This is a genomic window from Phyllobacterium sp. UNC302MFCol5.2, assembly GCF_000686005.1.
Lineage (GTDB): Bacteria > Pseudomonadota > Alphaproteobacteria > Rhizobiales > Rhizobiaceae > Phyllobacterium > Phyllobacterium pellucidum.
In genome coordinates this window covers 941,316-964,348 of the sequence record NZ_JMLL01000010.1, presented here as the reverse complement: position 1 = coordinate 964,348, position 23,033 = coordinate 941,316, and the positions used below count along the sequence as shown (strand labels likewise).

The following is a 23,033-nucleotide window of genomic DNA, read 5'->3' as shown; positions in this document are numbered from 1 at the left end:
CAATGAGCAGTACCGACACACAAATGGAGTCCAGGCGTTCCGGCGCCTGGGCTGGCAATTTTCTCTGGGCAGTAGGACGTTTCCTGCTGATCGGAGTCATCACGTTTTTGGGCCTCCTTGCAGTCACCTTCTTTATTGGGCGGGTAATACCGATCGACCCGGCGCTGGCAATCGTCGGCGACCGTGCCCCCGCCCATGTGGTGGAACGGGTGCGGGAGGAACTCGGGCTGAACCTGCCGCTCTATGAGCAGTTCTTTCTCTACATAAAGGGCATATTGCAGGGCGATTTCGGCAATTCTGTCCTGACGACCAACCCCGTCATGACCGATATCAGGCGGGTTTTTCCGGCAACGATGGAACTTGCAACAATGGGCACGCTCATCGGTGCATGTATCGGCGTTCCGCTCGGCGTACTCGCCGCCGTCAAGCGTGGCAGCCTGATTGACCAGTTCGTCCGCATCATTGGCCTGATCGGCTATTCCGTGCCGATCTTCTGGCTCGGCCTTCTCGCATTGCTGGTTTTCTATGCCAAGCTTGGCTGGACCTCGGGTCCCGGCCGTATCGACGTGGTTTATGAATATACCTTCACGCCCATTACCGGCTTCTATCTGCTCGATGCAGTGATCCAGGGCAATTGGGAAGCCTTCCGCAACATCTTCAGTTTCATCATCCTGCCGGCATCCTTGCTCGGCTATTTTTCACTGGCCTATATCAGCCGCATGACCCGAAGCTTCATGCTGAATGAACTCGAGCAGGAATATATCGTTGCCGCACGCGCAAAAGGCCTTTCCGAAACGCGGATCATCTGGGGTCATGCCTTGCGCAATGCCGCCGTTCCGCTCGTCACCGTCATTGCGCTTTCTTATGCCGGCCTGCTCGAAGGCTCTGTCCTTACCGAGACCGTTTTCTCGTGGCCAGGGCTCGGCATGTACATCACCAACTCCCTGCAGAACGCCGACATGAATGCGGTGCTCGGCGGAACCATCGTCATCGGCACTGTCTTCGTTGCCATCAATCTTCTGTCCGATCTGCTTTATCGGGCCCTCGACCCACGGACGCGCGCACGATGACAGAGGCAATCAACACGTCGCGGCCGCTTACGCGCCGCGAATGGCTGATGAGCGACCGCCCGCAATCGCGGACACAGGCGCGACTTGGCCGCGCCTATCTCGTCTGGAGCCGTTTCGCCAGCAACCGCCTTGCCGTTGTCGGGCTCGCCATCATCATCGCCTTGCTGCTGGTTGCTGCCTTTGCGCCGCTGCTGGCGCCGCATTCGCCCGTTGCCGGCGACCTGCGCAATGCGCGCCTGCTGCCGCCCGGTGGTGACTATCTGCTTGGTACTGACGATCAGGGCCGCGATATCCTCTCAAGGCTCATCTATGGCTCGCGCCTGACGCTTTATGTCGTCATTCTCGTTGCGATCATCGCGGCGCCAATCGGGCTGCTCGTCGGTACGATTGCCGGTTACGCCGGCGGTTGGGTCGATGCCGTGTTGATGCGCATCACCGATATTTTCCTTGCCTTCCCCAAGCTTATCCTGGCCCTGGCGTTCGTCGCCGCCCTAGGGCCGGGCATTGAGAATGCCGTTATCGCCATAGCGATAACCTCGTGGCCGCCCTATGCGCGCATTGCCCGCGCCGAGACGCTGACGGTGCGCAACTCCGATTACATCGCCGCCGTCCGGCTGATGGGAGCATCGCCGACGCGCATCGTGCTCCGGCACATCATGCCGCTCTGCCTGTCGTCGCTGATTGTCCGCGTGACGCTCGACATGGCAGGTATCATCCTCACCGCTGCTGGCCTCGGCTTTCTTGGGCTTGGCGCACAGCCGCCCTTGCCCGAGTGGGGTGCCATGATCGCATCGGGAAGGCGTTTTATCATGGACCAATGGTGGGTCGCCGCCATGCCGGGCTTTGCCATCCTCATCGTCAGCCTTGGTTTCAATCTTCTTGGCGACGGGCTGCGCGACGCGCTAGATCCGCGAGGCAACAACCAATGAGCACCATGCTGACGGTTGACGACCTCCGCGTCACGTTTCCGACCCGCACGGGCGCCGTCAACGCGGTGCGTGGTGTGTCCTTTACGCTTGGGCGCGAACGCCTCGGCATTGTCGGTGAATCAGGCTCCGGCAAGTCGCAGACCGGCCGCGCCATCATGGGCCTCACCCCTCCACATGCAACCATCACCGCAAAGACCCTGAACTTCGACGGCATCGATCTGCTGGAGACGTCCGTCAAGGAACGGCGGGCGCTGCGCGGCAATCGTATCTCCATGATCTTGCAGGATCCGAAATATTCGCTCAATCCGGTCATGAGCATCGGCAGGCAAATCGTCGAAACGCTCCGGACCCACGAGAAGGTCAGCAAGCGCGAGGCGCGCCGACGCGCGCTCGATATGCTGGCCGCCGTCCAGATACGCGACCCCGAGCGCGTCTACGATCTCCATCCGCACGAAGTATCGGGCGGCATGGGGCAACGCGCGATGATCGCCATGATGCTGATCACCGGACCGGAACTGCTAATTGCGGACGAGCCGACCTCCGCGCTCGATGTTACGGTCCAGCTCGACGTGCTCGGCATTCTTGACAATCTGGTGCGCGACAGGGGCATGGGCCTCATTTTCATCTCGCACGATCTGCGGCTGGTTTCGTCGTTCTGCGACAGGGTCATCGTCATGTATGCTGGCCGCATCGTCGAAGAAATTGCGGCGACGGATCTGCGCAATGCCAAGCACCCCTATACGCAGGGACTGCTGAACTGCATGCCCGAAATAGGTGCTGACCGGCATCCACTGCCGACACTCGACCGCAAACCGGAGTGGGCAGCATGACGCCGGCGCTGAAGATCGACAATCTCGAAGTGACGTTCAATCGCTTTCGCGCGCTGCGCGGGGTCAGCCTCGAAGTGGTGCCCGGCGAGTCCTTCGGTCTCGTCGGCGAATCCGGTTCGGGCAAATCGACGCTGCTGCGCGCCGTGGCGGGTCTGGCGCCCGTGACCGCGGGGACGATCGAGGTCAATGGCAATTTGCTCGGCGCATCGCGCACAAAGGCCTTTTACCGCGAAGTGCAAATGGTGTTCCAGGATCCCTATGGTTCGCTGCATCCGCGCCAGACCGTCGACCGATTGCTCCTTGAGCCGCTCGCCGTACATGGATTCGGCGATATCGAGCGGCGCATCTTGCGGGCGCTTGACGAGGTCGGGCTCGGTTCCAGTTTTCGCTTCCGCTACTCGCACCAGCTGTCAGGCGGCCAGCGCCAGCGTGTCGCCATCGCCCGCGCCCTGATTCTCGAACCATCGATCCTGTTGCTGGACGAGCCAACCTCTGCGCTCGACGCATCAGTGCAGGCGGAGGTGCTGAATCTTCTCGAAAAGATCCGCCGCGACCGTAAGCTGACATTCGTCATGGTCAGCCATGATCTCGCAGTCGTAACGCACATGTGCGACCGGCTCATGGTAATGCAACACGGCGCGGAGGTAGAACGGCTCACCGCGTCGGAACTGGCCCGGCGCCATGTAACGCAGGACTACACGCGCAACCTCCTTGTTGCGAGCCAGGGTTTTGTCCGCCCTGTCGTTCAAAACGCCTAATGCAGCTTCATCGAACATTTACCATTTGCAGACGCATTTCTTCCCCGACGACCGTTCCAGGGCAGATCGTGAAAATCTGAACGAATTTCATAAGCCGTCATTTACGCCGGACAACTGATGGTTGCGCTCATCGACTGGAGTGGGGCCATGAAGTATCTACGTCAATTCATAAAAGACCGCCGCGGCGCAACCGCGATCACATTCGGTTTGCTGCTTGTACCGCTCCTGGGGTTTGCCGGGCTCGCCGTGGATTATAGCCGCGCCAGCAATGACCGTTCTCGGCTGCAGAATGCGGCCGACGCCGCGGCGCTTGCGGCAGCCTCGGTCTTTACCGGTTCCAACAAAGCGGCCGCCGAGGCGAGGGCACGCGCCTTTCTGCAGGCAAATCTCGGCCTGCGCGCTGAAGATATCAATTTGAACTTCAGCACGGAAAATCAAAAGGTTTCCATCACTCTTGGAGGCCAGACCAGCACCCTGTTCATGCATGTTCTCAACAAGGACAACATGCCGATCAACGTCAACGCCACGGCGCTCGCGCCGTTGAAGCCGACGACGGCCAAGATCACGATCGACAAGGTTACGGGCTACTGGTTCAAGAAAGTTTCCATCATCGTCGTGCGCAATGGCAAGGATGTTGTCGTCGGCACCATCAAGTACACCGCGACCGACCATAACCTCTACAATGGTAACGGTGGCGGTAAAACAGACCCGGACATCAATGTTCCGATCACATTCGATCTCGGTGACTACACCAAGCTGTACCTCAAGATGGAAATCAAAAATGACGGTTGCGATGTCGGCTACAAGGACAAGAACGCCGGAAAATCGCGATACGTCGATTGCATTGCCACAAATGAGTCGGGCTATTCGAAATACAATTCCACGCTGAAAACCGACGATCCGAACACGGTCAACCATTTGTTCGTCGATGGCGTCCAACTGCCGGTGGGATCGAAGCCCCCACTCGATGATCTGATGAATTGTGACAACACGCCCCATAGCCATGCGTGGGAAGACGGCGGCGGCTGGGCCAACCAGGACTTCTACTACAAGATCACGGCCGCCTGTAAATCGGTCGACGGCGAGAACGTTCGCCTGACCCACTAGGACCTGACGCGGCGCGATTGACTTTGATCTCGCGCCGCTCCATCATCGCTTCATTCCGAGGGGGGCACTGTACAGTGCTGAGATAGCGTCGAGCTGGACCCTTGAACCTGATCCGGGTCATGCCGGCGTAGGAACGGGAATTGAGCAAAGTTCGCGCCTTTTCAGCTTCACCTTCGCGCATGACCGGATCTCCAAAAGCGACGGAGTCCAGAGCGTGCCATACATCCTGACATCTGAACTGCGGCGGTAGCTGCCAACCATGCGCCTCGTTACTCGCATGGTCGCGGCGCTTGCCGCCGTCGCTGCTTGCTGGCAAGTGGCGGTCTGGCTATTCCAGCCTCCGCGATTCATTCTGCCCGGGCCAATTGCGGTGGTGTCGGCGCTGGTCGAAGAGCGGCAATATCTTGGCGTCAACGCATCGATCACGCTCATCGAGATCCTGCTTGGACTGGCCTTCGGTGCGCTCGCCGGCATTGTCATCGCGCTGCTCGTCGCCGCCATTCCTGCCTTCCGCCATGTCGTCTGGCCGCTTCTTCTTGTCTTGCAGGCACTCCCGGTGTTTGCCATCGCGCCGCTGCTTGTTCTGTGGTTCGGCTTTGGACTTGCCTCCAAGGTGGTGATGGCAAGCCTCATCATCTTCTTTCCCGTGGCGTCGGCCTTTGCCGATGGCCTGCAGCGAACCAACCGCGATCTGCTTGATGTGGCTTCGCTCACGCAAGCGACGCCGCTCGCAACCCTGCTTCTCGTTCGGGTTCCGAGTGCCTTGCCCTCGCTCGGATCGGGCCTGCGGGTCGCCGCCGTCTTTGCCCCGATCGGCGCCGTGATTGGCGAATGGGTCGGCTCGTCGCGCGGGCTCGGCTTTGTCATGCTGCAAGCCAATGCCCGCATGCAGACCGAAACCATGTTCGCGGCACTGATGATCCTCGCCGCCCTCACCGTGATCCTGCGCTTTCTCGTCGACGCCCTGACCCGCCGCCTTACCCCTTGGGCGCCGCAAACATGAGCAACTCCCCTCATCGCAACAAAGGACGACTGATGTTCCGCACACGCTTATCGATCCTCGCCATATGCCTTGCGCTCTGCGCCGCAACCGCACCTGCCAGAGCCGCCGACAAGTTGACGGTTCTGCTCGAATGGTTCGTCAATCCGGACCACGCCCCTCTTATCATCGCCCGCGAGAAGGGATTCTTCGCCGATGCAGGTCTTGATGTGAATCTGATGCCGCCAGCAGACCCGGCCGCGCCGCCACGCCTCGTTGCTGCAAAGCAGGCCGACATCGCCATTCACTACCAGCCCAATCTCTATCTCGACCATGACGCCGGCCTGCCGCTGGTGCGCTTCGGGACGCTGGTGGAAACGCCACTCAACACGGTGATGACGCTGGCCGATGGTCCGATCAAAAGCCTCAAGGATTTGAAGGGCAAGAAAGTCGGCTTCTCGGTCTCCGGGTTTGAGGATGCGATGCTCGGCGCCATGCTCAAGTCCGAAGGCATGTCCATCAAGGATGTAGAACTGATCAACGTCAATTTCGCCCTCTCAGCCTCGCTGATCGCGGGCCAGGTCGATGCGACGGTCGGAGCCTACCGCAACTTTGAACTGACTCAGATGGCACAGGAGGGTCATGGCGGCCGCGCCTTCTTTCCCGAGGAGCGCGGCGTGCCGGTCTATGACGAACTCATCTTCGTCACGCACCGGGATCTCGTGACCGACAATCGCCTGCCGCGCTTTCTCGGCGCTGTCGAAAAGGGGGCAATCTATCTGACCAATCACCCGGACGAGAGCTGGCAGATTTTCATCAAGGCCTATCCGGATCTCGACAATCCGCTGAACAGGCAGGCGTGGATGGATACGCTGCCACGCTTCGCCAAACGGCCGGCAGCTCTCGATCGCAGCCGCTACGAACGCTTCGGTGTCTTCCTGCACGAAGCAGGACTGATCAAATCGATCCCCGCCGTCGGCGACCTTGCCGTCGAACTCTCCCAACCTCCGTCGCTCTGATGAAAGAGAAGATCATGCCAAAAGTAGATTTCCGGCTGAATGCCATTGTCGATGTCGACGCTATTGGCGGCGAGCAAGACCTTGGTGCTCTAGCGCTGGCTGCGGCGCGAGGCGGCGCCACGATCATTCAATATCGCGACAAGAATTCGCCAACACGAAAGATGGTGGAACGTGCCCATGCGATCCGGGCAGCGCTGGTCGGCAGCGGCGTTCCTTTCGTCGTCAACGACCGGGTCGACGTGGCGCTTGCCACGGGTGCCGACGGGGTCCATGTCGGGCGCGAGGACATGCTGGTCGCCGACGTCCGTCGTCTGCTTGGCCCGGATGCGATCATCGGTTTGACGGTGAAGAACGAATCCGATGCCGAAGCCGCCATCGCTGGCGATATCGACTATGCTTGCATCGGCGGGCTGTTCGAAACGCCGGCCAAGCACAATCCCGACGGTCCCATCGGCATTGACGGCCATCAACGTCTGGCGCAGATCATTCGGGCGAAGAAGCCCGACCTGCCGATCGGCGCTATTGCCGGCCTCGATCTCGCGCGCGCTGCACCGGCCATCAAAGCCGGGGCCGATGGCATAGCGGTCATTTCGGCCATTTTTCGGCAGGTCGACCCGAAGGCCGCTGCGCAAATACTGCGCGAGGCAGTGGACAAGGCGCTCGAGGCACGGCGATGACCGCGATCGCATTGACCATTGCCGGTTCCGATAGCGGCGGCGGCGCAGGTATCCAGGCGGACCTGAAGACCTTCTCGGCGCTTGGCGTCTACGGCGCGAGCGTCATCACAGCCATCACCGCCCAGAACACAAAGGGCGTGACAGCAATCGAAAATCTCTCGCCTTCGATCATAAGCGCGCAGATCGATGCCGTTCTGTCAGACATTGACGTGGCCGCGATCAAGATCGGCATGGTCTCCGCAGTTGCAGCGATCGAGAGCATTGCCAACGGCCTGCGCGGCTGGGACAGGGCGCTCGTTATCGACCCGGTGATGGTCGCGACCTCGGGTGATCGGCTACTCGAACCCGGAGCCATCGATGCGTTGCGGCAGGTGCTTCTCCCCAAGGCAACCCTCGTCACACCCAACCTTGCGGAATCAGCCCTGCTGACCGGGCGGCCCGTCGCAGGCGATGCGGCTGAAATGGTGCGCCAGGCCGAGCTTCTGCTGGCTGTCGGTGCTTCAACAGTCTTGATCAAGGGCGGCCATGGCAGCGGATCGGAAAGCAGCGATCTTCTGTGCGACGGAAAAACGCAAGAATGGTTTTCCAGCCCCCGCATTGCCACGGACAACGACCATGGAACCGGCTGCACGCTTGCCGCGGCCATCACGGCTGAACTGGCCAAGGGCGAGATTCTGGCCGATGCGGTGGCGCACGCCAAGGATTACGTGACGTCAGCGATGCTCGCGGGCAGTGAGCTCAGAGTGGGGCGGGGGCGCGGACCCGTGCACCATTTCCACCGGTGGTGGTAGGCACGATCGTGGAGGCCAGCAAATCCTGCCGCTCGAAGGGCAGCGGGATCACCGCCGGAAACACCACCTTGCCGTCGGCATAGGCGAGTTCGGTCGGCGTCATCAGGGCGCTCGTCGCCTGCGCGGCGGGGGCCGTGCTTGCTTCCGATGACGTCGCAACAAGAGCGGTCTGTACGGGCTCTGCCGAAGGTTCGAGCACGTCGAGCATGCCCTTCTGCTTGGCCTGATAGTAATACCCGCGTGAATAGAGGCGGACTGCCTGGTCCGGATTGCTGTCCGCCACCTTATAGGCGCCCGCGAGATACTTCACCCCGTATTTGAGGTTGGTCTCCGCATCGAGCAGATCCTTGGCGTTGCCATCATGGCCGAGGCCGCGTGCAGTCGCTGGGAGCAATTGCATAAGCCCCCAATAGGGCCCGTTGCGTGCCTGGGGGTTAAAACGGCTTTCACGCTTCACGACACGGCGGACCAGGGATTCCGGCACAGCATAGGCAACCGAGTATTTTGTGATCAGGCCATCGACGGATTTGTCGGATGTCTTGGCTGCAGGCCGTGAGTCAGTTGCCGCCACGCGTGGCGCAGCCTCGGGAACCGGGATCGACGCCGCGCTCGGAAGCTTCGGATCGGTTGTCGAGCAAGCACCCAGAACCAAGGCAAGGCTCAGGGCGGCGAAGGCGCGCGGCAATCGGTTTTGAGGCAGCATTGGTCACCGGTCGAAGAAGTCAGAGTATCGAGATTTCTCTTAGCTTGTTCGCGTGTGCCGACGGCAATCACTTTCCGATACAATGTGTAACAATTGCCTGAGATCGAGGCGCGAGTTGTGCCGGGTTGACTCCAACATATATATCAATGTATCAGTTAATGATTGGTAAGGCCAGTTTACCAGTCATGCGCGGAGAGGAGCCGTGCGGGGAGGTCCAATGTTCGCAGCGATCCAGCCGCGCCGCCTGTATCAGCAGGTCGCGGAACAGATCCGTGATTTGATCGAGTGCGGTTCGTTCGCCGTTGGCGAACGATTGCCCGGCGAACGCGAACTTGCCGAGGAACTTGGTGTTTCCCGCCCGACAATCCGCGAAGCGCTCATTGCGCTGGAAGTCGAAGGACTGATCCATATCCGCATGGGTTCGGGCGTTTACGTCACCAATCAACGCAAAGAAAAGCCTGTGCTCGCCCCCTCGGACGACCTTGAAGGTCCGTTCGAACTGCTGCGTGCGCGTTCGCTCATCGAATGTGCGATCGTCGAGGAAGCCGCCAAAGTGGTGACGCCGGTTCAGGTCGAAGCCATGGATGCCGTGCTGACCAGGATGGCGAAAACCTTCAATAATCCGCATGCTTCGATTGCGCTTGACCGGACGTTTCACACCACCATCGCCGGCATCATAGAGAATGCCGTGCTCGAGCGGTTCGTCGGACAGCTCTTCGATCAGCGCATGACGCCGTTTTTCGAGCGGCTTGCGAGCTACTTCGAGAGCGCGGTTTCCTGGCGTGAGGCATTTGCCGAACACCGGGCAATTCGTGATGCGATTGCTTCGGGCGATCCTGCTCGCGCCAAGGCGGCGATGCAGTTCCATCTGCAACAATCACAATCGAGATTTTCCAGGAGCTTCGAGGAGGAACTCGAAAGCGAGAAAGGTCATCCGCCGAAAGGCTCGACACGAAACACCACGATCTGATTTCAATCTGGGAGGAGAAGGACATGAAGATCAAGCTTATGGCCATTATGGGAGCGGTGGCCGCGCTCGCACTTTCGGCTGCTGCGGCACAGGCCCAGACCGCTCTGAAATGGGCGCACGTCTATGAAACTTCGGAGCCGTTCCACACGGAATCCGTCTGGGCCGCCGAAGAAATCAACAAGCGCACCAATGGGCGCTACAAGATCGATGTTTTCCCGGCTTCACAGCTCGGCAAGGAAGCGGACATCAACCAGGGCCTGAAGCTCGGCACCGTCGATATCATCATTTCGGGATCGAGCTTCGCAGCGCGCGATTTCAAGCCGATCGGCGTGACCTATTTCCCCTATATTTTCCGCGGTCCCGAGCATTTGATCGCCTATACGAAAAGTGACGTCTTCAAGCGTCTCGCCGCTGGCTATGAGGAAAAGACCGGCAACCACATCGCCGCCGTCAGCTATTACGGCACCCGCCAGACCACGTCCAACAAGCCTATCAGCAAGTGTTCGGACATGCAGGGCCTGAAGATCCGCGTGCCGGATGTTCCCGCCTATCTCGCCATGCCGCGCGCCTGCGGTGCCAACACGACGCCAATCGCCTTCGCTGAAGTCTATCTCGCCCTGCAGAATGGCACGGTCGAGGCCCAGGAAAATCCGCTGACAACGATCGAAGCCAAGAAGTTCTACGAAGTGCAGAAGAATATCGTTCTGACCGGCCATATTGTCGACCATCTCAATACGGTCGTCTCCAAGCAGCTCTGGTCGAGCCTCTCCGACGAGGACAAGAAGATCTTCGGCGAGGTCATGCAGGAAGCCGCCGAGCGTACGACCAAGAATATCGAGGAGAAGGAAAAGGCACTCGTTGCAACATTCAAGGAAAAGGGCATCAACGTGACCGAGGTCGACAAGGCCGACTTCGAAAAGACGGTGATGGAGAAGGTGAAGTTTGAGGACTTCGGCTACGAGAAGTCCGACTGGGAGGCCATTCGCGCCATCAAGGAATAATCCGCGGGAGCCGGGCGGCTGGTCCGCCCGGCATTCCATTCACTTGGATGCGAAGACCGGAGAATGCCAATGGCAAAGGAAGTCCACACACAGGTTACGGCCGAGGAGATCGCCCATTCCTTCGAGGATGCGGCGCCGGTGGCCGACGTTTCGGATTACGCTGTCGAAGACTGGCTGACGCTCGCCGTATTCTGGCTCATGACAGGCTGCGTGTTTCTGCAGTTCTTCACCCGTTACGTTCTTAACAACAGCTACGCCTGGACCGAGGAGATAGCCACCAACTGTCTCATCGCGGTCGTCTTCCTGGGCTCTGTCATGTGCGTGCGCCTGTCCCGCCACATCCAGGTCGACGTCCTCTATCACTATCTTCCGGCTTCCGTTGCCCGGACCCTCTCGACTTTCGTCGACATCGTCCGCATCGGCTTTTTCGCCTATGCCGTGTGGCTGATGTGGCGTTACACGCAGATCGTTGCCGAGGAACGTATGGTCACGGTCGACCTACCGCGCAATATGGTCTTTTACGCCGTATTCGTCGCATTCGTATTGATGCTCTTCCGCTCGGTTCAGGTTTTCATCGCCAATATGCGCCGCGGCTATTCGGTGCTCGAGCGGCCCGAGGAATTTCACAAGGTAGAGGATTGATCCATGTTGTTGCTCGTCGGAACCTTTCTCTTCCTTATGCTCGTCGGCGTGCCGGTGGCGATCTCCATGGCGGTCGCGTCGGTGCTTTATCTCGTCTTCTTTGGCGTGGCGCCCGACATCATCGTTGCGCAGCGCATGATTGCCGGCGTCGAGAGCTTTCCCTTGCTCGCCGTGCCGTTTTTCATCCTCGCAGGCAATCTGATGAACTCGGCAGGCGTCACCGGACGCATCTACTCCTTTGCGGTCGCGCTCGTCGGCTGGATGAAGGGAGGCCTGGCGCAGGTCAATATCATCGGCTCCGTCATTTTCTCAGGTATGTCCGGTACGGCTCTTGCCGATGCTGCGGGCATTGGCACCATCGAGATCAAGGCGATGAAGGATCACGGTTATCCGATCGAAGCAGCTGTCGGCGTGACTGCCGCCTCTGCGACCCTTGGCCCGATCTTTCCGCCGTCGCTGCCCTTCGTTATCTACGGCATGATGGCCAATGTGTCGATCGGCGCGCTGTTCATGGCCGGCATCGTGCCCGGCGTCGTCATGACAGTGCTGATGATGCTCACGGTCGCCATCTTCGCCTATGTCAAGCGCTGGGGCTCCGACGCGCCCTTCGAAATCAAGCAGCTTCTCGAAGCTTCGCTTGAGATCGTCGTCGTCTTCAGCGTACCGCTTGTCATCTATCTCCTGACCCTGACCGGGCTATCGGTCAACGCCTCCGTCGGGATAGCTCTCGTGCTGCTTCTTGCCGCCGACTGGTATTTCGACTTCTCGGCGGTTATGGCCCTGATGACCCCGGTCATCCTGATCGGCGGCATGACCATGGGCTGGTTCACACCTACTGAGGCTGCTGTCGCTGCAGTGCTCTGGTCGCTGTTCCTCGGGCTCGTCCGCTACCGCACCATGACCCTGTCGAGCCTTGCCAAGGCAAGCTTCGACACCATCGAGACAACGGCATCGGTGCTCTTCATCGTTACGGCGGCGTCGGTATTCGCGTGGCTGTTGACCGTGAGCCAGGCAGCGCAGCTCCTGTCGACGGCGATCCTTTCCATCACGGAAAACAAATGGGTGTTCCTCATCCTCGTCAACCTGTTGATGCTCTTCGTCGGCTGTTTCCTCGATACGATCGCAGCCATCACGATCCTTGTGCCGATCCTTTTGCCGCTCGTTCTCAAGTTCGGCATCGACCCCGTGCATTTCGGCCTGATCATGACGCTCAACCTGATGATCGGACTTCTGCATCCGCCGCTCGGCATGGTATTGTTTGTCCTGTCGCGGGTCGCAAAACTATCCGTGGAACGCACCACCATGGCGATCCTGCCCTGGCTCGTTCCGCTCTTTATCGCCTTGATCGCCATAACCTTCATCCCGGCGATTACGCTTTGGCTGCCAACACAATTGGGTCTGATCAGATGAGTATGAAAGGCATAGCTGCAACACTCTTCGGCGCGGAGGATCTGCGCGTCGTCGACATCGATCTTGGCGAGCTCGCACCGAACATGGTCCGGGTCAAGTTCGGCGCCGGCGGTATCTGCGGTTCGGACATGCACTATTACCGCCACGCGCGGACCGGCGATTTCGTCGTTACCTCACCCCTCGTCCTTGGCCATGAGATCGCCGGCGAAGTGATCGCCGTTGGCAGCGGCGTCACGTCGGTGGCTGTCGGCGATCACGTTGCGGTCAACCCGTCGCGCTGGTGCGAAAAATGCGTCTACTGCCATGAGGGGCGCCCCAACCTGTGCGAGAATATCTACTTCATGGGCTCGGCTTCGAAGACCCCGCATATGCAGGGTGGATTTGCCAGCGTCTTCGATGCGACGGCGGCACAATGCGTCAAGGTACCAGCCGATTTGCCGTTTGAGGCCGCCGCCCTCGCTGAGCCGCTCGCCGTGTGCCTGCACGCTGTGCGGCGCGCAGGGCACGTCAAGGGTTTCTCGACCATCGTATTCGGGGCCGGGCCGATCGGACTTCTGACAATGCTCGCCCTGAAACATGCCGAGGCGGGCTCGGTGACGATGGTCGATGTCGCTGCAGCGCCGCTGAAGTTTGCCGAAGAGCTTGGCGCCGACCAGATCGTCGACCTGTCGAAGGGCGAAGAGCAGCTGGCGGCGCTGGCCAAGGCGACCCCGTTCGATATCGCCTTCGAAATTTCCGGGACCGCCGCGGGGCTTGCATCGGCGATCCGCACCGTGCGGCGCGGCGGAACCGTTGTACAGGTCGGCAATCTTGCGGGTGGCACCATCCCGGTGCCGGCCAACGCGGTCATGGCCAAGGAACTTGATCTTGTCGGCACCTTCCGCTTCGGCGAAGAGTTCTTCGAGGCGGTCGAACTCATTGTCGAGGGCAAGATCGACGTGCTGCGGCTGGTGACTGCTCAATATCCGCTCAGCGGTGCTCCAGAGGCGTTTCTGACCGCGCTCGACCGCTCGCGCAGCGTCAAGGTCGTTTTGACCGCGTAGGCGGCAGCGGCGATTTGTGCCCATTACGGCGCTTGGCGAAGCCGATGAAATCGGTTACCAAGCGCCGGTAACGCCGATTTATTAACGATCCCGCGATAGAATTCTGCTTCTGTCGCGAGTGGAACGATCCGGAAGACAAACGTGGGGCGAGTTCTTAGGGCTTTGTATTCGTTTTCGAAATCCGTGGCTTTGATGGGTGTGATCCTCGGTGTCGCAAGTGGTTGCACCACTGCAGCGACGCTTGATCCGACGCCGTCCGCAGTGGCGGTCCTGCCGCTGAATTCCGAGAAATATGCTTCTGTCGTCGTCGATGGCAGTACCGGGGTCGTGCTTTATTCGGCCAACGCCGATCTGCCGCGCATTCCGGCATCATTGACCAAGATGATGACGCTCTACCTCACATTCGAAGCCCTCCAGTCCGGACGCATCACGAAATCGACGCTTATTCCGATGTCGGCTCATGCCGCCTCGCAGGCGCCCAGCAAGCTCGGCGTCCGCCCGGGTCAGGCCATCGATGTCGATACGGCGATCAAGGCGATCGTGGTAAAATCGGCCAACGACGTCGCGGTCGCGCTCGCCGAATATCTCGGCGGTAGCGAAGAGCAGTTTGCGGCGCTGATGACCGAGAAGGCGCGCCGCCTCGGTATGAAGGGCACCAACTTCCACAACGCCTCTGGCCTGCCTGATCCGCAGCAGATCACCACGGCGCGCGACATGGCCCTCCTCGGCCTTGCATTGCGACGGCACTATCCGGGCCAATACTATTACTTTGCCGTGCATGAATTCGCCTTCAACGGCAAACTGATCCGCGGGCACAACCGCGTCCTCGATCAGGTCAACGGCGCCGACGGCATCAAGACCGGCTATGTACGGGCTTCCGGCTTCAACATCGTCACCTCGGTCAGCGACAATGGGCGCCAGCTCGTTGCCGTCGTGATGGGCGGCGATACGGCGCGAAGCCGGGACGCCCAGGTCGTGAACCTTGTGAACCAATACCTTCCCCAGGTGGCATCGCGATAATCCAGAGGTCAACCGTCGCAAACGCGGCGGGATGGTCGCTAAACGCGCATGGCGGTCCCTTAGGGGCCGCCATTGATTTTATTCAGAGCATGAATGGGCGCGAAATGCGCGCCCGATCAATCCCATTTCGGCGCAAGATGGCCGGGATTGACGATCCGCCCGTTCGGACGGGCAAGGGCATGCAGCGCTTGCATCTCGTCGTTTGAAAGCTCGAAGTCGAAGATGTCGAAATTGGCCTTTGCGCGTTCCGCGCTCACCGTTTTCGACAGTGCGACCACGCCTTGCTGCTGCACCAGCCAACGCAGCACCACCTGTGCCGCGCTCTTGCCATGCGCAGCCGCGATCGCCTTGATTGCCGGGTCGTCGATGACCTTGCCGTCCGCCATGGCATAATAGGCTGTGATGCTCATGCCAGCCTTGCGCGCCGCGTCGAGCACGGCGCTTTGGTCGAGATAGGGATGGTATTCGACCTGGTTGGTGACGATCGGAGCCTTGCTGAGCTTGACTGCTTCAGCCATCAGCGCCGTGTTGAAATTGCTGACGCCGATGTGGCGAACCTTGCCCGCATCGCGCACTTCGTTGAGCGCGCCGATGCGCTCGGCAAGGGGCACATCGCTTTGCGGCCAGTGCAGGAGAAGAAGATCGACATAGTCAGTCTTCAGCTTCTTGAGGCTCTCATCCACCGACCTGACGAAGGCGTCGTGACGATACTTGTCCACCCACACCTTCGTGGTAAGGAACACATCGCCGCGAGCGACGTCCGAATTGGCAATGGCTTCGCCAACTTCGGCCTCGTTGCCGTAGATCTGTGCGGTATCGACGTGGCGGTAGCCGAGCTTCAATGCGGCCGGCACCATGCGCAGCACATCGCTGCCCGGCATGCGGAAGGTGCCGAAGCCGATTGCGGGGATTTCTGCGCCATTGGCATTACGTTAAACATCGTTTTTCCTTTGACTTAACATGTGGCCAGTACTGCGGCCGAAGCGCGCCTATCGAGCATCTGGCTCCAGAGCGTCAGGCCGAGGGCTCCGACGACGAGAAGAGCACCGACCCATGGCGTTGCGCCAAGGCCGAGCGGGGAGGCGACAATGATGCCACCAAGGAATGCCCCGCCAGCTATGCCGAGGTTGAAGGCGGCAATATTGAGCGCCGAGGCGACATCGACTGTATCGGGCGTGTGGACCTTTGCAAGCTGTACTACGTAGAGTTGCAACCCCGGAACATTGGAGAAGGAGAGCGCGCCAAGGGCGGCGAGCGTCACCAGCGACCAGACCGGCGACACGGCAGTGATGGTGAAAAGGGCAAGCACGGCAGCCTGCAGGCCGAACATGACCACCAGCGCGCCGACTGGATTGCCATCGGCAATACGCCCGCCCACCATATTGCCGACAGCGATCGCGAGGCCATAGAGCACGAGAATGAGGCTGACAGTGGATTCGCCGAAGCCCGTGATCTGCTGCAGCACCGGAGCGAGAAATGTGAACATGACGAAGGTGCCACCATAGCCGAGTGCGGTCATGCCGAAGGCGAGCAGCAGACGGCCGTTCGCAAGAACACGTACCTGGTCGATCAGGCGGGCAGGGGCCGCCTTGGCGATCTGCGAAGGCAAGAGGATGGCGATGGCCGCAAAAGCGATGACGCCGAGGCCAGATACGGCCCAGAATGTGGCACGCCAGCCAAGCTGCTGGCCGATGAAGGTGCCGAGCGGAACGCCGGTGACGATCGCGACCGTAAGGCCGAGAAACATCATGGCGATGGCGGAAGCGCGACGGTTGGGGGCAACGAGATCGGCGGCAATGGTCGCTCCTACGGAGAAGAAAACCCCGTGGGCGAAAGCGCTGAGCACGCGCGCGACGAGAAGCAGCTCATAGCTTGGCGCAAGGGCCGCGGCCGTGTTGCCGATGATGAAGAGCACCATCAGCCCGAGCAACAGCGGCTTGCGCTCGATGCGGCCGGTAAGAGCGGTGAGGATCGGCGCGCCAAAGGTCACGCCGAGCGCGTACACGCTGACAATGAGGCCCGCGAGCGGCAGGGAGATGTTGAGATCGTTGGCGACCGTGGGTAGTAGGCCAACGATGACGAACTCCGTCGTCCCGATGGCATAGGCGCTGATCGTCAACGCCAGAAGAGCAAGAGGCATTGTGCTGTCCTTTTCAAAACGGCGATCTTGGGAACCGGCCGCAAATTGAGTATGTCGAACCTGGAGTCCGTTGCGGTGAATATGGCTTGCGGCGATTACCTTGATAATCGGGGTGCAACGCGCAATACTTGTGACGCGGGTTCACAAATGGCGCGTTTCGAGATGGATAACCGGGCTGGAGAAATGGACGTGTTCGTTCAAGCCGTGGAGCTCAACAGCTTCTCTGCGGCGGGGCGACGCCTTGGTCTGTCACCGTCTGCCGTCAGCAAGATGATCAGCCGCATCGAGGAGAGGCTTGGCACGCGGCTTCTCGTCCGCTCGACACGCACCTTGCAACTCACGCCTGAAGGCGAGGTCTATCATCAGCGTGCCATGCGCATCGTCGCCGAGATCGAGGAGGCCGAGCGGGCGGTCGCCCATGGTGCATCGGCCAAGCCGCGCGGCCTGCTGCGCGTCAACTCGTCTGTGCCTGTTGGTGTCACCTGCGTTTTGCCGCTCGTGCCGAAGTTTCTCGAGCAATATCCCGATGTCAGGCTGGATGTTTCGCTGAGCGACGGCGTTGTCGACCTTATCGAGGAGCGGGCTGACATAGCGATCCGCGTCGGCCCCATGCGCAATTCGGCATTGAAGGCGCGCAAACTCTTCGAAAGCCGCGTCGTCGTTATCGCATCGCCGGATTATCTCGACAGGCATGGATTGCCGGAGCGTCCAAGTGACCTGCAGCACCACAATTGCCTGAATTTCAACTTTCGCCGCACCTTGAACGAGTGGCCTTTTCGTAATCTGCAATCAAAGGAAACAGAACTCCTGGCCGTTTCTGGCAATTTCATCTCCAATAACGGTGAAACCGCCCAGCAGATGTGTGTCGCTGGACTTGGAATTGCGCGGCTCGGCCTGTTTCATGTGATCGATGACCTTCGAGCAGGCCGTCTGAAAGTGCTTCTCGAGCCATATAATCCCGGCGACCTTGAACTCATCCATGCGGTCTTCGTCGGCCATGAATATCTGGCGGCAAGAGTCCGCAGTTTCGTCGATTTTCTGGTAGAGAATATTGGACCGTGCGATGAACTCTCGGTTCCTGAAGCAGCGAAAGCTGGCTGATCGAAATCATGCCCATGACTGATTCCGAAGACTTGAAGCGCATAAGGCGAGCCTATGCCAGCAAGGTGCTGGCAAGCGTTGGCGTGGACGACGCGCGCATCGAGCGGGCCTTTGCCGAAGTGCCGCGGGAGGACTTTCTCGGTCCGGGTCCATGGCCGATCATCAGGTATGGACTGGGGTTTGGTCTCAGCCCCGATGACGATCCGGTTCACCTCTATACGGATGATCTCGTTGGCATAGCGCCGGAGCGGCACATCAACAATGGCGAACCGTCATTGCATGCCCACCTCCTTTGGCACGCAAACATCGCCGAAGGCGAGCTTGTCGTTCATATCGGCACCGGCACGGGTTATTACACCGCGATCATGGCACATCTCGCGGGACCTTCAGGACACGTTCTTGGCATTGAGATCGAAGCGGATCTTGCGGTGCGCGCGAAGCAATATCTCGCCGGTTACCGCAATGTCGAGATCGTTCAGGGGGATGGCACGAAACGATCGTTCGAGCCCGCCGATGTGATCTACGTCAATGCCGGCGCAACCAGGCTCGATGATGGCTGGCTCGGTCGTCTCAACGACGGTGGCCGGCTTCTTCTGCCGCTCACGACCGATGATGGCTTCACCCTGATCGGCCGTGGCTCGCGTCCCCGCGGCGCCGTATTCCTCGTTACCCGCCAAAGCGATGCGTACACTGCGCGGGCAATCTCGGGCGTAGCGATTTATCCGTGCGCAGGAATGCGGGACCCAGAGTCCGAAAGAGCCCTGGCCATCGCATTCGGCAATGGCGAGCTCAAGCGCGTGACGCGCCTCTACCGTTCAAACGATATACCCCCCGAGCGTTGCTGGCTCGAGGGAAAGGGCTGGTGTCTCGCCTATGATTGAGACAGTGAAACGGCATCCTTGTTGCGGACAGACGTTCGGTTCTTGAGATTGAGAAGATTGCCGCTGAGGATGAGGACTGCGCCGAGTGCGGTGAACATATCCACGCGCTCCGCATAGATCAGCCAGCCGAGAACGGCCATCAGGGGTACCCGCAGGAAGTCCATCGGTATCACCACCGTTGCGTCGGCATATTGCAGCGCCTTCGCCATGCAGAAGTGCGAAAACGTGCCGGTAAAGGCGATGATGACCACCCACGGCAGAACGTGCAAGGACGGCCACTGCCACACGTGCAGGGCGGGCAGGAGGCCGATCGCCGATTGGATGATCAGCATCCAGAAAATAATCTTCACGACGCTGTCCGTTCGCGTCAGTGATTTGACCATCGTAAAGGAAATGCCGAAGGTGAAAGCCGCGCCAAGCACGATCAGCTGTCCGGTTTCGACCGAACCGATGCCGGGGCGGACGATGATGACCACGCCGACGATGCCGAGGATGATGGTGAGGATGCGCCAAATATTGAGGCGCTCGCCGAGGAAGGCAACCGCCATCAGCGCGGTCCAGGCCGGCGTCGTGAACTCGATAGCGATGACCTGCGCCAGCGGAATCATCGACAGGGCCTGGAGCCAGGCGAATTGTCCGGCATAATGCGCGGCGTTGCGGCCGAGATGCTGCCAGATGCGGCTCGTCTTCATGGCCCTGACGCCGCCCGAAGAACGGACGAGCGGATAAAGCATTGCAAGACCGATCAGCGAGCGCATCTCCATGATCTGGAAGACATTGAGCTCGCGAGAGGCTTCGCGGCCCGATATGGCCATCATGAGGATCGCCGTGAGCGATCCCATCATCCAGAGGGCAGCCTTCAGTGTGGATTGCGGCATGATGAATTATTGCTTGGCGTAAATTCCGGCGAAATCCGCAAAACCTTTGACTTCGATCGGATTGCCCGAAGGATCGCGGAAGAACATGGTCCATTGCTCACCCGACTCGCCCTTGAAGCGCACGGTCGGCGGCATAACGAACTCCACGTCGGCCTTGGCGAGGCGCGCGGCCAGATCGTTCCAGACATCAAGCGGCAGAATGACGCCGAGATGCGGCATCGGCACCATGTGGTCGCCTACCTTGCCCGTATTGGTGGTTTCGAACGGCTTGCCGAGGTGCAGCGAAATCTGATGGCCGAAAAAATCGAAATCGACCCACGTGTCAGTGCTTCGTCCTTCCTCGCAACCGAGGATTGATCCGTAAAAACGCCTCGCCTCGTCGAGATCGGTGACGTGGTAGGCAAGGTGAAACAACGAGCGCATGGGAAATCCTGATCAATGGCGGGGTGCGGCGGACGCTAACAGCAAAAAAGCAGCCAAACAAACCTATTCCGCTGCCAAGTCATGGATTTCATGGAACCAATATAGAAAGCAAGGAGTTATCTGAGGCTACACTCATATGGTTCCCCAAAAACAGGAAGTTTATAATGTCGATTTTGATCAGTCTCTTGATCACCGTTCTGGTGATCTTCCTCGTTCTTTACCTCATCCAGATGCTGCCGCTTGACGGGCGCGCGAAGCAGATCGCCCAGGTCATCGTCATTGTGATCGGCATCATTTCGCTGCTGAAGTATCTCGCGGTCTTTTAAGCCTCTTCAGCAACAGGCTCCAACTGGCCGAGAAGCCAGTCCCGGAAGGCGCGGATTTTGGGCACGTTGCGCCGCGCCTCCGGATAAACAAGCCAGTAATAGTGGTCGGCAGTGCCGACAATATTGAACGGCTGGATAAGCAGGCCTTGTGCAAGCTCGGTCTCGTAGAAAGCCGGGGTAAGAATGCCGACCCCTTGGCCGGCAATGACCGCTTTGCCCTCAAGGTGCTGATCGCCGAAACGGCTGCGGGGGTCGCCGCGCAGGTCGGGATTGGCAATTCCGGCGGCATTGAACCACAGGCGCCACCACGGATCGCCGGGATCGACGATCGTCAGCCTCAGAAGGTCCTCCGGCGATTTCACTCCACCTATCGACGCGGCAAGCTTGGGACTGAGCATCGGCGTAAAATCGGCATCGAAAATACGGTGCGCGACGAGGCCCGGCCATTTTCCGCTGCCCGAACGTATGCCGATGTCGGCGTCTTGTCTTGAAAAATCAATGATTTCCCGGTTCGCCCGCAGGCGCACCGCCAGGTTTGGTTGCGCGAGTTGGAATGATCCAAGCCGTGGCACGAGCCAGTTCGCAGCGAATGTCGGGATCGTGCTGATGGTCAATACGCCGTCGGCATTCTCGCGCGTCGCGGCTATGGCCGCCCGCATCATGTCGAACGCGTCGCTGATGACCGGCGACAAGCGGGCGCCGACCTCTGTCAGGGTGACTTGGCGCGGGCGGCGAAGGAACAATTGCGCGCCGATGCGCTCTTCGAGAAGCTTGATCTGATAGCTGACTGCAGCTTGGGTCATGCCGAGTTCTTCCGCGGCCTTGGTGAAACTGCCGTGGCGGGCGGCGGCTTCAAACACCCGGATGGAGGCAAGCGGAGGTAGGTTCATTCACGTCTCACATAAGCTCTGCTTATGCATGCTACTTGGCGTTTTGTTGGAAAACAAGGCGGAACGGGCGCATGTTCTCATCACCCAAGACTAAAATCGCCAGGATTGAATTGGAGTTGAGACGATGAACACTATCACAACCCACGTCGCTCGTACCGTCGGCCACTTGACGCTTCGCGGCCTTCTGACCAAGCCCGGGCGCCAAAACCCGGTCGAACGCCGCCCCGTCAGAATCGACGCCGAAGAGTTTTCCGATCACATGCTGCGCGATATCGGCGTGATTGACGGACGTCCGGCCCGCGGCGAGCGCGCGGGGGAGGATGATCTTGGCGCGTTGCTGCGAGACGGTCCGAAGCGGTTTCTTTAGAGTCTAGGAGTCGAAATCGGTTTCGAGCTGCTTTTCCAGTGCAACAAGGTCATCGGGCAAGGGCATGCCCATGGCCCGGAGTTCGTTGAGCTTTTCACGCAGGTTCTCGTGAATTTCATGGGCATCGGTGGGCCGCTGGACCATCGCTTCGAGCAAGAGGGCAATTTGCGCCTTGATGTCTTCGAATGCCATGTTGTGTCCTTTCACGCCGTACACTGAGTAGTTTATGATAACAGATTATTCCTGGCCGGAGTATTGGCTGTCGGAGACCTTTTCCATCCACTCCGCAGCCTTGCCTTCAAGCCTCTCCTGCATGGCAAGGTGCGCCATATAGGTATCGGGCGCGGCGCCATGCCAATGTTTTTCGGCCGGCGGAATCCACACCGTATCGCCGGCCCGGATTTCGCGGATCGGTTCGCCCCACACCTGTACGAGCCCTTTTCCCGAAACCACGTGCAGCGTTTGTCCTAGCGGATGGGTGTGCCAGGCGGTCCTGGCTCCGGGCTCGAAGCGCACAAGAACGGCCTGAAGCCGCGCTGGGGCGGGCGTCTCGATGATAGGGTCCTGCCAGACCGTTCCGGTGAAATATTCCTCCGGGGCACGACGCGAAGCGACCGAGCCAATTGCTTTGATTTCCATCACATACCTCGCGCAGTTTCCGGTGCTGCCGGATAGTCCAAAACCTCATGCGTTTGCATTGCCGCAGCCGACGTGACCACCGAATCCAGAAATCCCGGGAACCGGTGCTCAAGATCATCGCGGCGCAATGTCAGGAGGCGGCGCGTGCCGTCCGGGCGCACGTGTATAATGCCGGCCTCGCGCAGCTTTGCCACATGATAGCTGATGGCCGTCTTGGAGCCCAGCTGGAGAAACTGCCCGCAAGTCATCGCTTTTTCGCCGTTACGGGCAAGAATGGCGATGATGGCAAGGCGGGTTTCGTCGCCAAGAGCAGTCAGGACGGCCGGCAGCGCGATGTCTTCGGCCGTGGGGTGATCGAGATATTCTGTCATACGAAATTTAATAGCAATTGGCAGGAGAGTTTTCAATGTTCAATATTTGTTGAACTTTAGGCTTGACT

At 59.7% G+C, this 23,033-nt stretch carries 27 protein-coding genes, 1 pseudogene and 1 riboswitch; of the genes and pseudogenes, 19 read left to right on the top strand and 9 right to left on the bottom strand.

Annotated elements, in window-relative coordinates; genetic code table 11:
• The first annotated feature begins 2 nt into the window (after positions 1-2).
• The 9 genes from BR48_RS0106685 (at position 3) to thiD (ending at position 8,160) form a co-directional block, all read left to right on the top strand.
• Positions 3-1,070: an ABC transporter permease gene (locus BR48_RS0106685; protein ID WP_027230580.1), complete on the top strand. Its 1,068-nt coding sequence runs from the start codon at positions 3-5 to the stop codon at positions 1,068-1,070.
• Positions 1,067-1,999, top strand: coding sequence for a nickel transporter permease (nikC, locus tag BR48_RS0106680; protein WP_027230579.1), 933 nt, complete (start codon positions 1,067-1,069; stop codon positions 1,997-1,999). Before BR48_RS0106685 ends, nikC begins: the two co-directional genes overlap by 4 nt.
• Positions 1,996-2,829, top strand: a complete 834-nt coding sequence (locus BR48_RS0106675; RefSeq protein WP_027230578.1) for an ABC transporter ATP-binding protein — start codon at positions 1,996-1,998, stop codon at positions 2,827-2,829. The genes nikC and BR48_RS0106675 overlap by 4 nt, the downstream gene beginning before the upstream one ends.
• On the top strand, positions 2,826-3,587 hold the full coding sequence (locus tag BR48_RS0106670; protein WP_027230577.1) for an ABC transporter ATP-binding protein: 762 nt from the start codon (positions 2,826-2,828) through the stop codon (positions 3,585-3,587). The genes BR48_RS0106675 and BR48_RS0106670 overlap by 4 nt, the downstream gene beginning before the upstream one ends.
• Positions 3,588-3,734: 147 nt before the next feature.
• On the top strand, positions 3,735-4,694 hold the full coding sequence (locus tag BR48_RS0106665) for a TadE/TadG family type IV pilus assembly protein (RefSeq protein ID WP_036814007.1): 960 nt from the start codon (positions 3,735-3,737) through the stop codon (positions 4,692-4,694).
• A 48-nt stretch (positions 4,695-4,742) separates the two neighbouring features.
• Positions 4,743-4,845, top strand: a riboswitch (TPP riboswitch).
• Positions 4,846-4,953: 108 nt separating this feature from the next.
• Positions 4,954-5,697 (top strand): ABC transporter permease, encoded by a 744-nt coding sequence (locus tag BR48_RS0106660; RefSeq protein WP_027230575.1) that lies wholly within the window; start codon positions 4,954-4,956, stop codon positions 5,695-5,697.
• Positions 5,698-5,729: 32 nt separating this feature from the next.
• A complete protein-coding gene (locus BR48_RS0106655) occupies positions 5,730-6,692 on the top strand; it encodes an ABC transporter substrate-binding protein (RefSeq protein WP_027230574.1) in 963 nt (320 codons plus the stop codon).
• 14 nt (positions 6,693-6,706) lie between these two features.
• A complete protein-coding gene (gene thiE / locus BR48_RS0106650) occupies positions 6,707-7,369 on the top strand; it encodes a thiamine phosphate synthase (protein ID WP_027230573.1) in 663 nt (220 codons plus the stop codon).
• Positions 7,366-8,160, top strand: coding sequence for a bifunctional hydroxymethylpyrimidine kinase/phosphomethylpyrimidine kinase (gene thiD / locus BR48_RS0106645; protein ID WP_027230572.1), 795 nt, complete (start codon positions 7,366-7,368; stop codon positions 8,158-8,160). Before thiE ends, thiD begins: the two co-directional genes overlap by 4 nt.
• Before the next feature lie 202 nt (positions 8,161-8,362).
• Here thiD and BR48_RS26615 read toward each other — a convergent pair.
• Positions 8,363-8,701 (bottom strand): annotated as a pseudogene (locus tag BR48_RS26615) (lytic transglycosylase domain-containing protein); the annotation flags it as partial.
• A gap of 379 nt (positions 8,702-9,080) precedes the next feature.
• On the opposite strand from BR48_RS26615, the gene BR48_RS0106635 reads away from it, so the two are divergent.
• From BR48_RS0106635 to BR48_RS0106610, 6 genes are all read left to right on the top strand, one after another.
• Entirely contained in the window at positions 9,081-9,833 is a 753-nt protein-coding gene (locus BR48_RS0106635) for a FadR/GntR family transcriptional regulator (RefSeq protein ID WP_027230571.1), read from the top strand.
• Between the two features lie 23 nt (positions 9,834-9,856).
• Positions 9,857-10,834 carry a sialic acid TRAP transporter substrate-binding protein SiaP gene (locus BR48_RS0106630; RefSeq protein WP_027230570.1) on the top strand — a complete coding sequence of 326 codons (978 nt, stop codon included), beginning with the start codon at positions 9,857-9,859 and terminating at the stop codon, positions 10,832-10,834.
• A gap of 69 nt (positions 10,835-10,903) precedes the next feature.
• Positions 10,904-11,476 carry a TRAP transporter small permease gene (locus tag BR48_RS0106625; protein ID WP_027230569.1) on the top strand — a complete coding sequence of 191 codons (573 nt, stop codon included), beginning with the start codon at positions 10,904-10,906 and terminating at the stop codon, positions 11,474-11,476.
• A 3-nt stretch (positions 11,477-11,479) separates the two neighbouring features.
• Positions 11,480-12,886 carry a TRAP transporter large permease gene (locus BR48_RS0106620; protein ID WP_027230568.1) on the top strand — a complete coding sequence of 469 codons (1,407 nt, stop codon included), beginning with the start codon at positions 11,480-11,482 and terminating at the stop codon, positions 12,884-12,886.
• Positions 12,883-13,929 (top strand): L-idonate 5-dehydrogenase, encoded by a 1,047-nt coding sequence (locus BR48_RS0106615; protein ID WP_027230567.1) that lies wholly within the window; start codon positions 12,883-12,885, stop codon positions 13,927-13,929. The genes BR48_RS0106620 and BR48_RS0106615 overlap by 4 nt, the downstream gene beginning before the upstream one ends.
• Positions 13,930-14,121: 192 nt before the next feature.
• On the top strand, positions 14,122-14,949 hold the full coding sequence (locus BR48_RS0106610) for a D-alanyl-D-alanine carboxypeptidase family protein (RefSeq protein WP_051614826.1): 828 nt from the start codon (positions 14,122-14,124) through the stop codon (positions 14,947-14,949).
• Between the two features lie 116 nt (positions 14,950-15,065).
• Here the strand turns inward: BR48_RS0106610 and BR48_RS24015 are convergent, their stop codons facing one another.
• Together BR48_RS24015 and BR48_RS0106600 are read right to left on the bottom strand one after the other, a co-directional pair.
• Positions 15,066-15,860 carry an aldo/keto reductase gene (locus BR48_RS24015; protein WP_280949027.1) on the bottom strand — a complete coding sequence of 265 codons (795 nt, stop codon included), beginning with the start codon at positions 15,858-15,860 and terminating at the stop codon, positions 15,066-15,068.
• 44 nt (positions 15,861-15,904) lie between these two features.
• Positions 15,905-17,089 carry an MFS transporter gene (locus tag BR48_RS0106600; RefSeq protein WP_027230565.1) on the bottom strand — a complete coding sequence of 395 codons (1,185 nt, stop codon included), beginning with the start codon at positions 17,087-17,089 and terminating at the stop codon, positions 15,905-15,907.
• Positions 17,090-17,251: 162 nt separating this feature from the next.
• Here BR48_RS0106600 and BR48_RS0106595 point away from each other — a divergent pair, with 162 nt between their 5' ends.
• On the top strand, positions 17,252-18,190 hold the full coding sequence (locus tag BR48_RS0106595) for a LysR family transcriptional regulator (RefSeq protein WP_027230564.1): 939 nt from the start codon (positions 17,252-17,254) through the stop codon (positions 18,188-18,190).
• A 14-nt stretch (positions 18,191-18,204) separates the two neighbouring features.
• Positions 18,205-19,071, top strand: coding sequence for a methyltransferase domain-containing protein (locus BR48_RS0106590; protein ID WP_027230563.1), 867 nt, complete (start codon positions 18,205-18,207; stop codon positions 19,069-19,071).
• On the opposite strand, the gene BR48_RS24010 is transcribed toward BR48_RS0106590, so the two are convergent.
• The gene (locus BR48_RS24010; RefSeq protein ID WP_036813436.1) at positions 19,062-19,949 is read right to left on the bottom strand and encodes a DMT family transporter; all 888 of its coding nucleotides are present in this window, start codon (positions 19,947-19,949) and stop codon (positions 19,062-19,064) included. The genes BR48_RS0106590 and BR48_RS24010 overlap by 10 nt on opposite strands.
• A 6-nt stretch (positions 19,950-19,955) precedes the next feature.
• On the bottom strand, positions 19,956-20,372 hold the full coding sequence (locus BR48_RS0106580) for a VOC family protein (RefSeq protein ID WP_027230562.1): 417 nt from the start codon (positions 20,370-20,372) through the stop codon (positions 19,956-19,958).
• Positions 20,373-20,536: 164 nt separating this feature from the next.
• On the opposite strand from BR48_RS0106580, the gene BR48_RS26155 reads away from it, so the two are divergent.
• Positions 20,537-20,698 (top strand): Thivi_2564 family membrane protein, encoded by a 162-nt coding sequence (locus tag BR48_RS26155; protein ID WP_091920228.1) that lies wholly within the window; start codon positions 20,537-20,539, stop codon positions 20,696-20,698.
• On the opposite strand, the gene BR48_RS0106570 is transcribed toward BR48_RS26155, so the two are convergent.
• The gene (locus BR48_RS0106570) at positions 20,695-21,588 is read right to left on the bottom strand and encodes a LysR substrate-binding domain-containing protein (RefSeq protein ID WP_027230561.1); all 894 of its coding nucleotides are present in this window, start codon (positions 21,586-21,588) and stop codon (positions 20,695-20,697) included. The genes BR48_RS26155 and BR48_RS0106570 overlap by 4 nt on opposite strands.
• A gap of 124 nt (positions 21,589-21,712) precedes the next feature.
• Here BR48_RS0106570 and BR48_RS0106565 point away from each other — a divergent pair, with 124 nt between their 5' ends.
• A complete protein-coding gene (locus BR48_RS0106565) occupies positions 21,713-21,955 on the top strand; it encodes a hypothetical protein (protein ID WP_027230560.1) in 243 nt (80 codons plus the stop codon).
• 3 nt (positions 21,956-21,958) lie between these two features.
• On the opposite strand, the gene BR48_RS0106560 is transcribed toward BR48_RS0106565, so the two are convergent.
• The 3 genes from BR48_RS0106560 to BR48_RS24005 are packed head-to-tail and all read right to left on the bottom strand — an operon-like array spanning position 21,959 to position 22,965.
• Positions 21,959-22,147, bottom strand: a complete 189-nt coding sequence (locus BR48_RS0106560) for a hypothetical protein (RefSeq protein WP_027230559.1) — start codon at positions 22,145-22,147, stop codon at positions 21,959-21,961.
• Positions 22,148-22,192: 45 nt separating this feature from the next.
• A complete protein-coding gene (locus BR48_RS0106555) occupies positions 22,193-22,594 on the bottom strand; it encodes a cupin domain-containing protein (protein WP_027230558.1) in 402 nt (133 codons plus the stop codon).
• Entirely contained in the window at positions 22,594-22,965 is a 372-nt protein-coding gene (locus BR48_RS24005; protein ID WP_051614635.1) for a helix-turn-helix transcriptional regulator, read from the bottom strand. The genes BR48_RS0106555 and BR48_RS24005 overlap by 1 nt, the downstream gene beginning before the upstream one ends.
• Between the last annotated feature and the right edge of the window lie 68 nt (positions 22,966-23,033).

What these genes read in the sequence shown, in the direction of transcription:
- BR48_RS0106555 (WP_027230558.1), bottom strand. Translation starts at nt 22,594, where the DNA reads ATGGAAATCAAAGCAATTGGCTCGGTCGCTTCGCGTCGTGCCCCGGAG.
- BR48_RS0106570 (WP_027230561.1), bottom strand. Translation starts at nt 21,588, where the DNA reads ATGAACCTACCTCCGCTTGCCTCCATCCGGGTGTTTGAAGCCGCCGCC.
- BR48_RS0106615 (WP_027230567.1), top strand. Translation starts at nt 12,883, where the DNA reads ATGAGTATGAAAGGCATAGCTGCAACACTCTTCGGCGCGGAGGATCTG.
- BR48_RS0106635 (WP_027230571.1), top strand. Translation starts at nt 9,081, where the DNA reads ATGTTCGCAGCGATCCAGCCGCGCCGCCTGTATCAGCAGGTCGCGGAA.
- BR48_RS0106685 (WP_027230580.1), top strand. Translation starts at nt 3, where the DNA reads ATGAGCAGTACCGACACACAAATGGAGTCCAGGCGTTCCGGCGCCTGG.
- nikC (WP_027230579.1), top strand. Translation starts at nt 1,067, where the DNA reads ATGACAGAGGCAATCAACACGTCGCGGCCGCTTACGCGCCGCGAATGG.
- thiE (WP_027230573.1), top strand. Translation starts at nt 6,707, where the DNA reads ATGCCAAAAGTAGATTTCCGGCTGAATGCCATTGTCGATGTCGACGCT.
- BR48_RS0106665 (WP_036814007.1), top strand. Translation starts at nt 3,735, where the DNA reads ATGAAGTATCTACGTCAATTCATAAAAGACCGCCGCGGCGCAACCGCG.
- BR48_RS0106670 (WP_027230577.1), top strand. Translation starts at nt 2,826, where the DNA reads ATGACGCCGGCGCTGAAGATCGACAATCTCGAAGTGACGTTCAATCGC.
- BR48_RS0106610 (WP_051614826.1), top strand. Translation starts at nt 14,122, where the DNA reads ATGGGTGTGATCCTCGGTGTCGCAAGTGGTTGCACCACTGCAGCGACG.
- BR48_RS0106600 (WP_027230565.1), bottom strand. Translation starts at nt 17,089, where the DNA reads ATGCCTCTTGCTCTTCTGGCGTTGACGATCAGCGCCTATGCCATCGGG.
- BR48_RS26155 (WP_091920228.1), top strand. Translation starts at nt 20,537, where the DNA reads ATGTCGATTTTGATCAGTCTCTTGATCACCGTTCTGGTGATCTTCCTC.
- BR48_RS0106620 (WP_027230568.1), top strand. Translation starts at nt 11,480, where the DNA reads ATGTTGTTGCTCGTCGGAACCTTTCTCTTCCTTATGCTCGTCGGCGTG.
- BR48_RS0106565 (WP_027230560.1), top strand. Translation starts at nt 21,713, where the DNA reads ATGAACACTATCACAACCCACGTCGCTCGTACCGTCGGCCACTTGACG.
- BR48_RS0106595 (WP_027230564.1), top strand. Translation starts at nt 17,252, where the DNA reads ATGGATAACCGGGCTGGAGAAATGGACGTGTTCGTTCAAGCCGTGGAG.
- BR48_RS0106630 (WP_027230570.1), top strand. Translation starts at nt 9,857, where the DNA reads ATGAAGATCAAGCTTATGGCCATTATGGGAGCGGTGGCCGCGCTCGCA.
- BR48_RS24005 (WP_051614635.1), bottom strand. Translation starts at nt 22,965, where the DNA reads ATGACAGAATATCTCGATCACCCCACGGCCGAAGACATCGCGCTGCCG.
- BR48_RS0106560 (WP_027230559.1), bottom strand. Translation starts at nt 22,147, where the DNA reads ATGGCATTCGAAGACATCAAGGCGCAAATTGCCCTCTTGCTCGAAGCG.
- BR48_RS0106625 (WP_027230569.1), top strand. Translation starts at nt 10,904, where the DNA reads ATGGCAAAGGAAGTCCACACACAGGTTACGGCCGAGGAGATCGCCCAT.
- BR48_RS0106660 (WP_027230575.1), top strand. Translation starts at nt 4,954, where the DNA reads ATGCGCCTCGTTACTCGCATGGTCGCGGCGCTTGCCGCCGTCGCTGCT.
- BR48_RS0106590 (WP_027230563.1), top strand. Translation starts at nt 18,205, where the DNA reads ATGACTGATTCCGAAGACTTGAAGCGCATAAGGCGAGCCTATGCCAGC.
- BR48_RS0106580 (WP_027230562.1), bottom strand. Translation starts at nt 20,372, where the DNA reads ATGCGCTCGTTGTTTCACCTTGCCTACCACGTCACCGATCTCGACGAG.
- BR48_RS24010 (WP_036813436.1), bottom strand. Translation starts at nt 19,949, where the DNA reads ATGCCGCAATCCACACTGAAGGCTGCCCTCTGGATGATGGGATCGCTC.
- thiD (WP_027230572.1), top strand. Translation starts at nt 7,366, where the DNA reads ATGACCGCGATCGCATTGACCATTGCCGGTTCCGATAGCGGCGGCGGC.
- BR48_RS0106675 (WP_027230578.1), top strand. Translation starts at nt 1,996, where the DNA reads ATGAGCACCATGCTGACGGTTGACGACCTCCGCGTCACGTTTCCGACC.
- BR48_RS0106655 (WP_027230574.1), top strand. Translation starts at nt 5,730, where the DNA reads ATGTTCCGCACACGCTTATCGATCCTCGCCATATGCCTTGCGCTCTGC.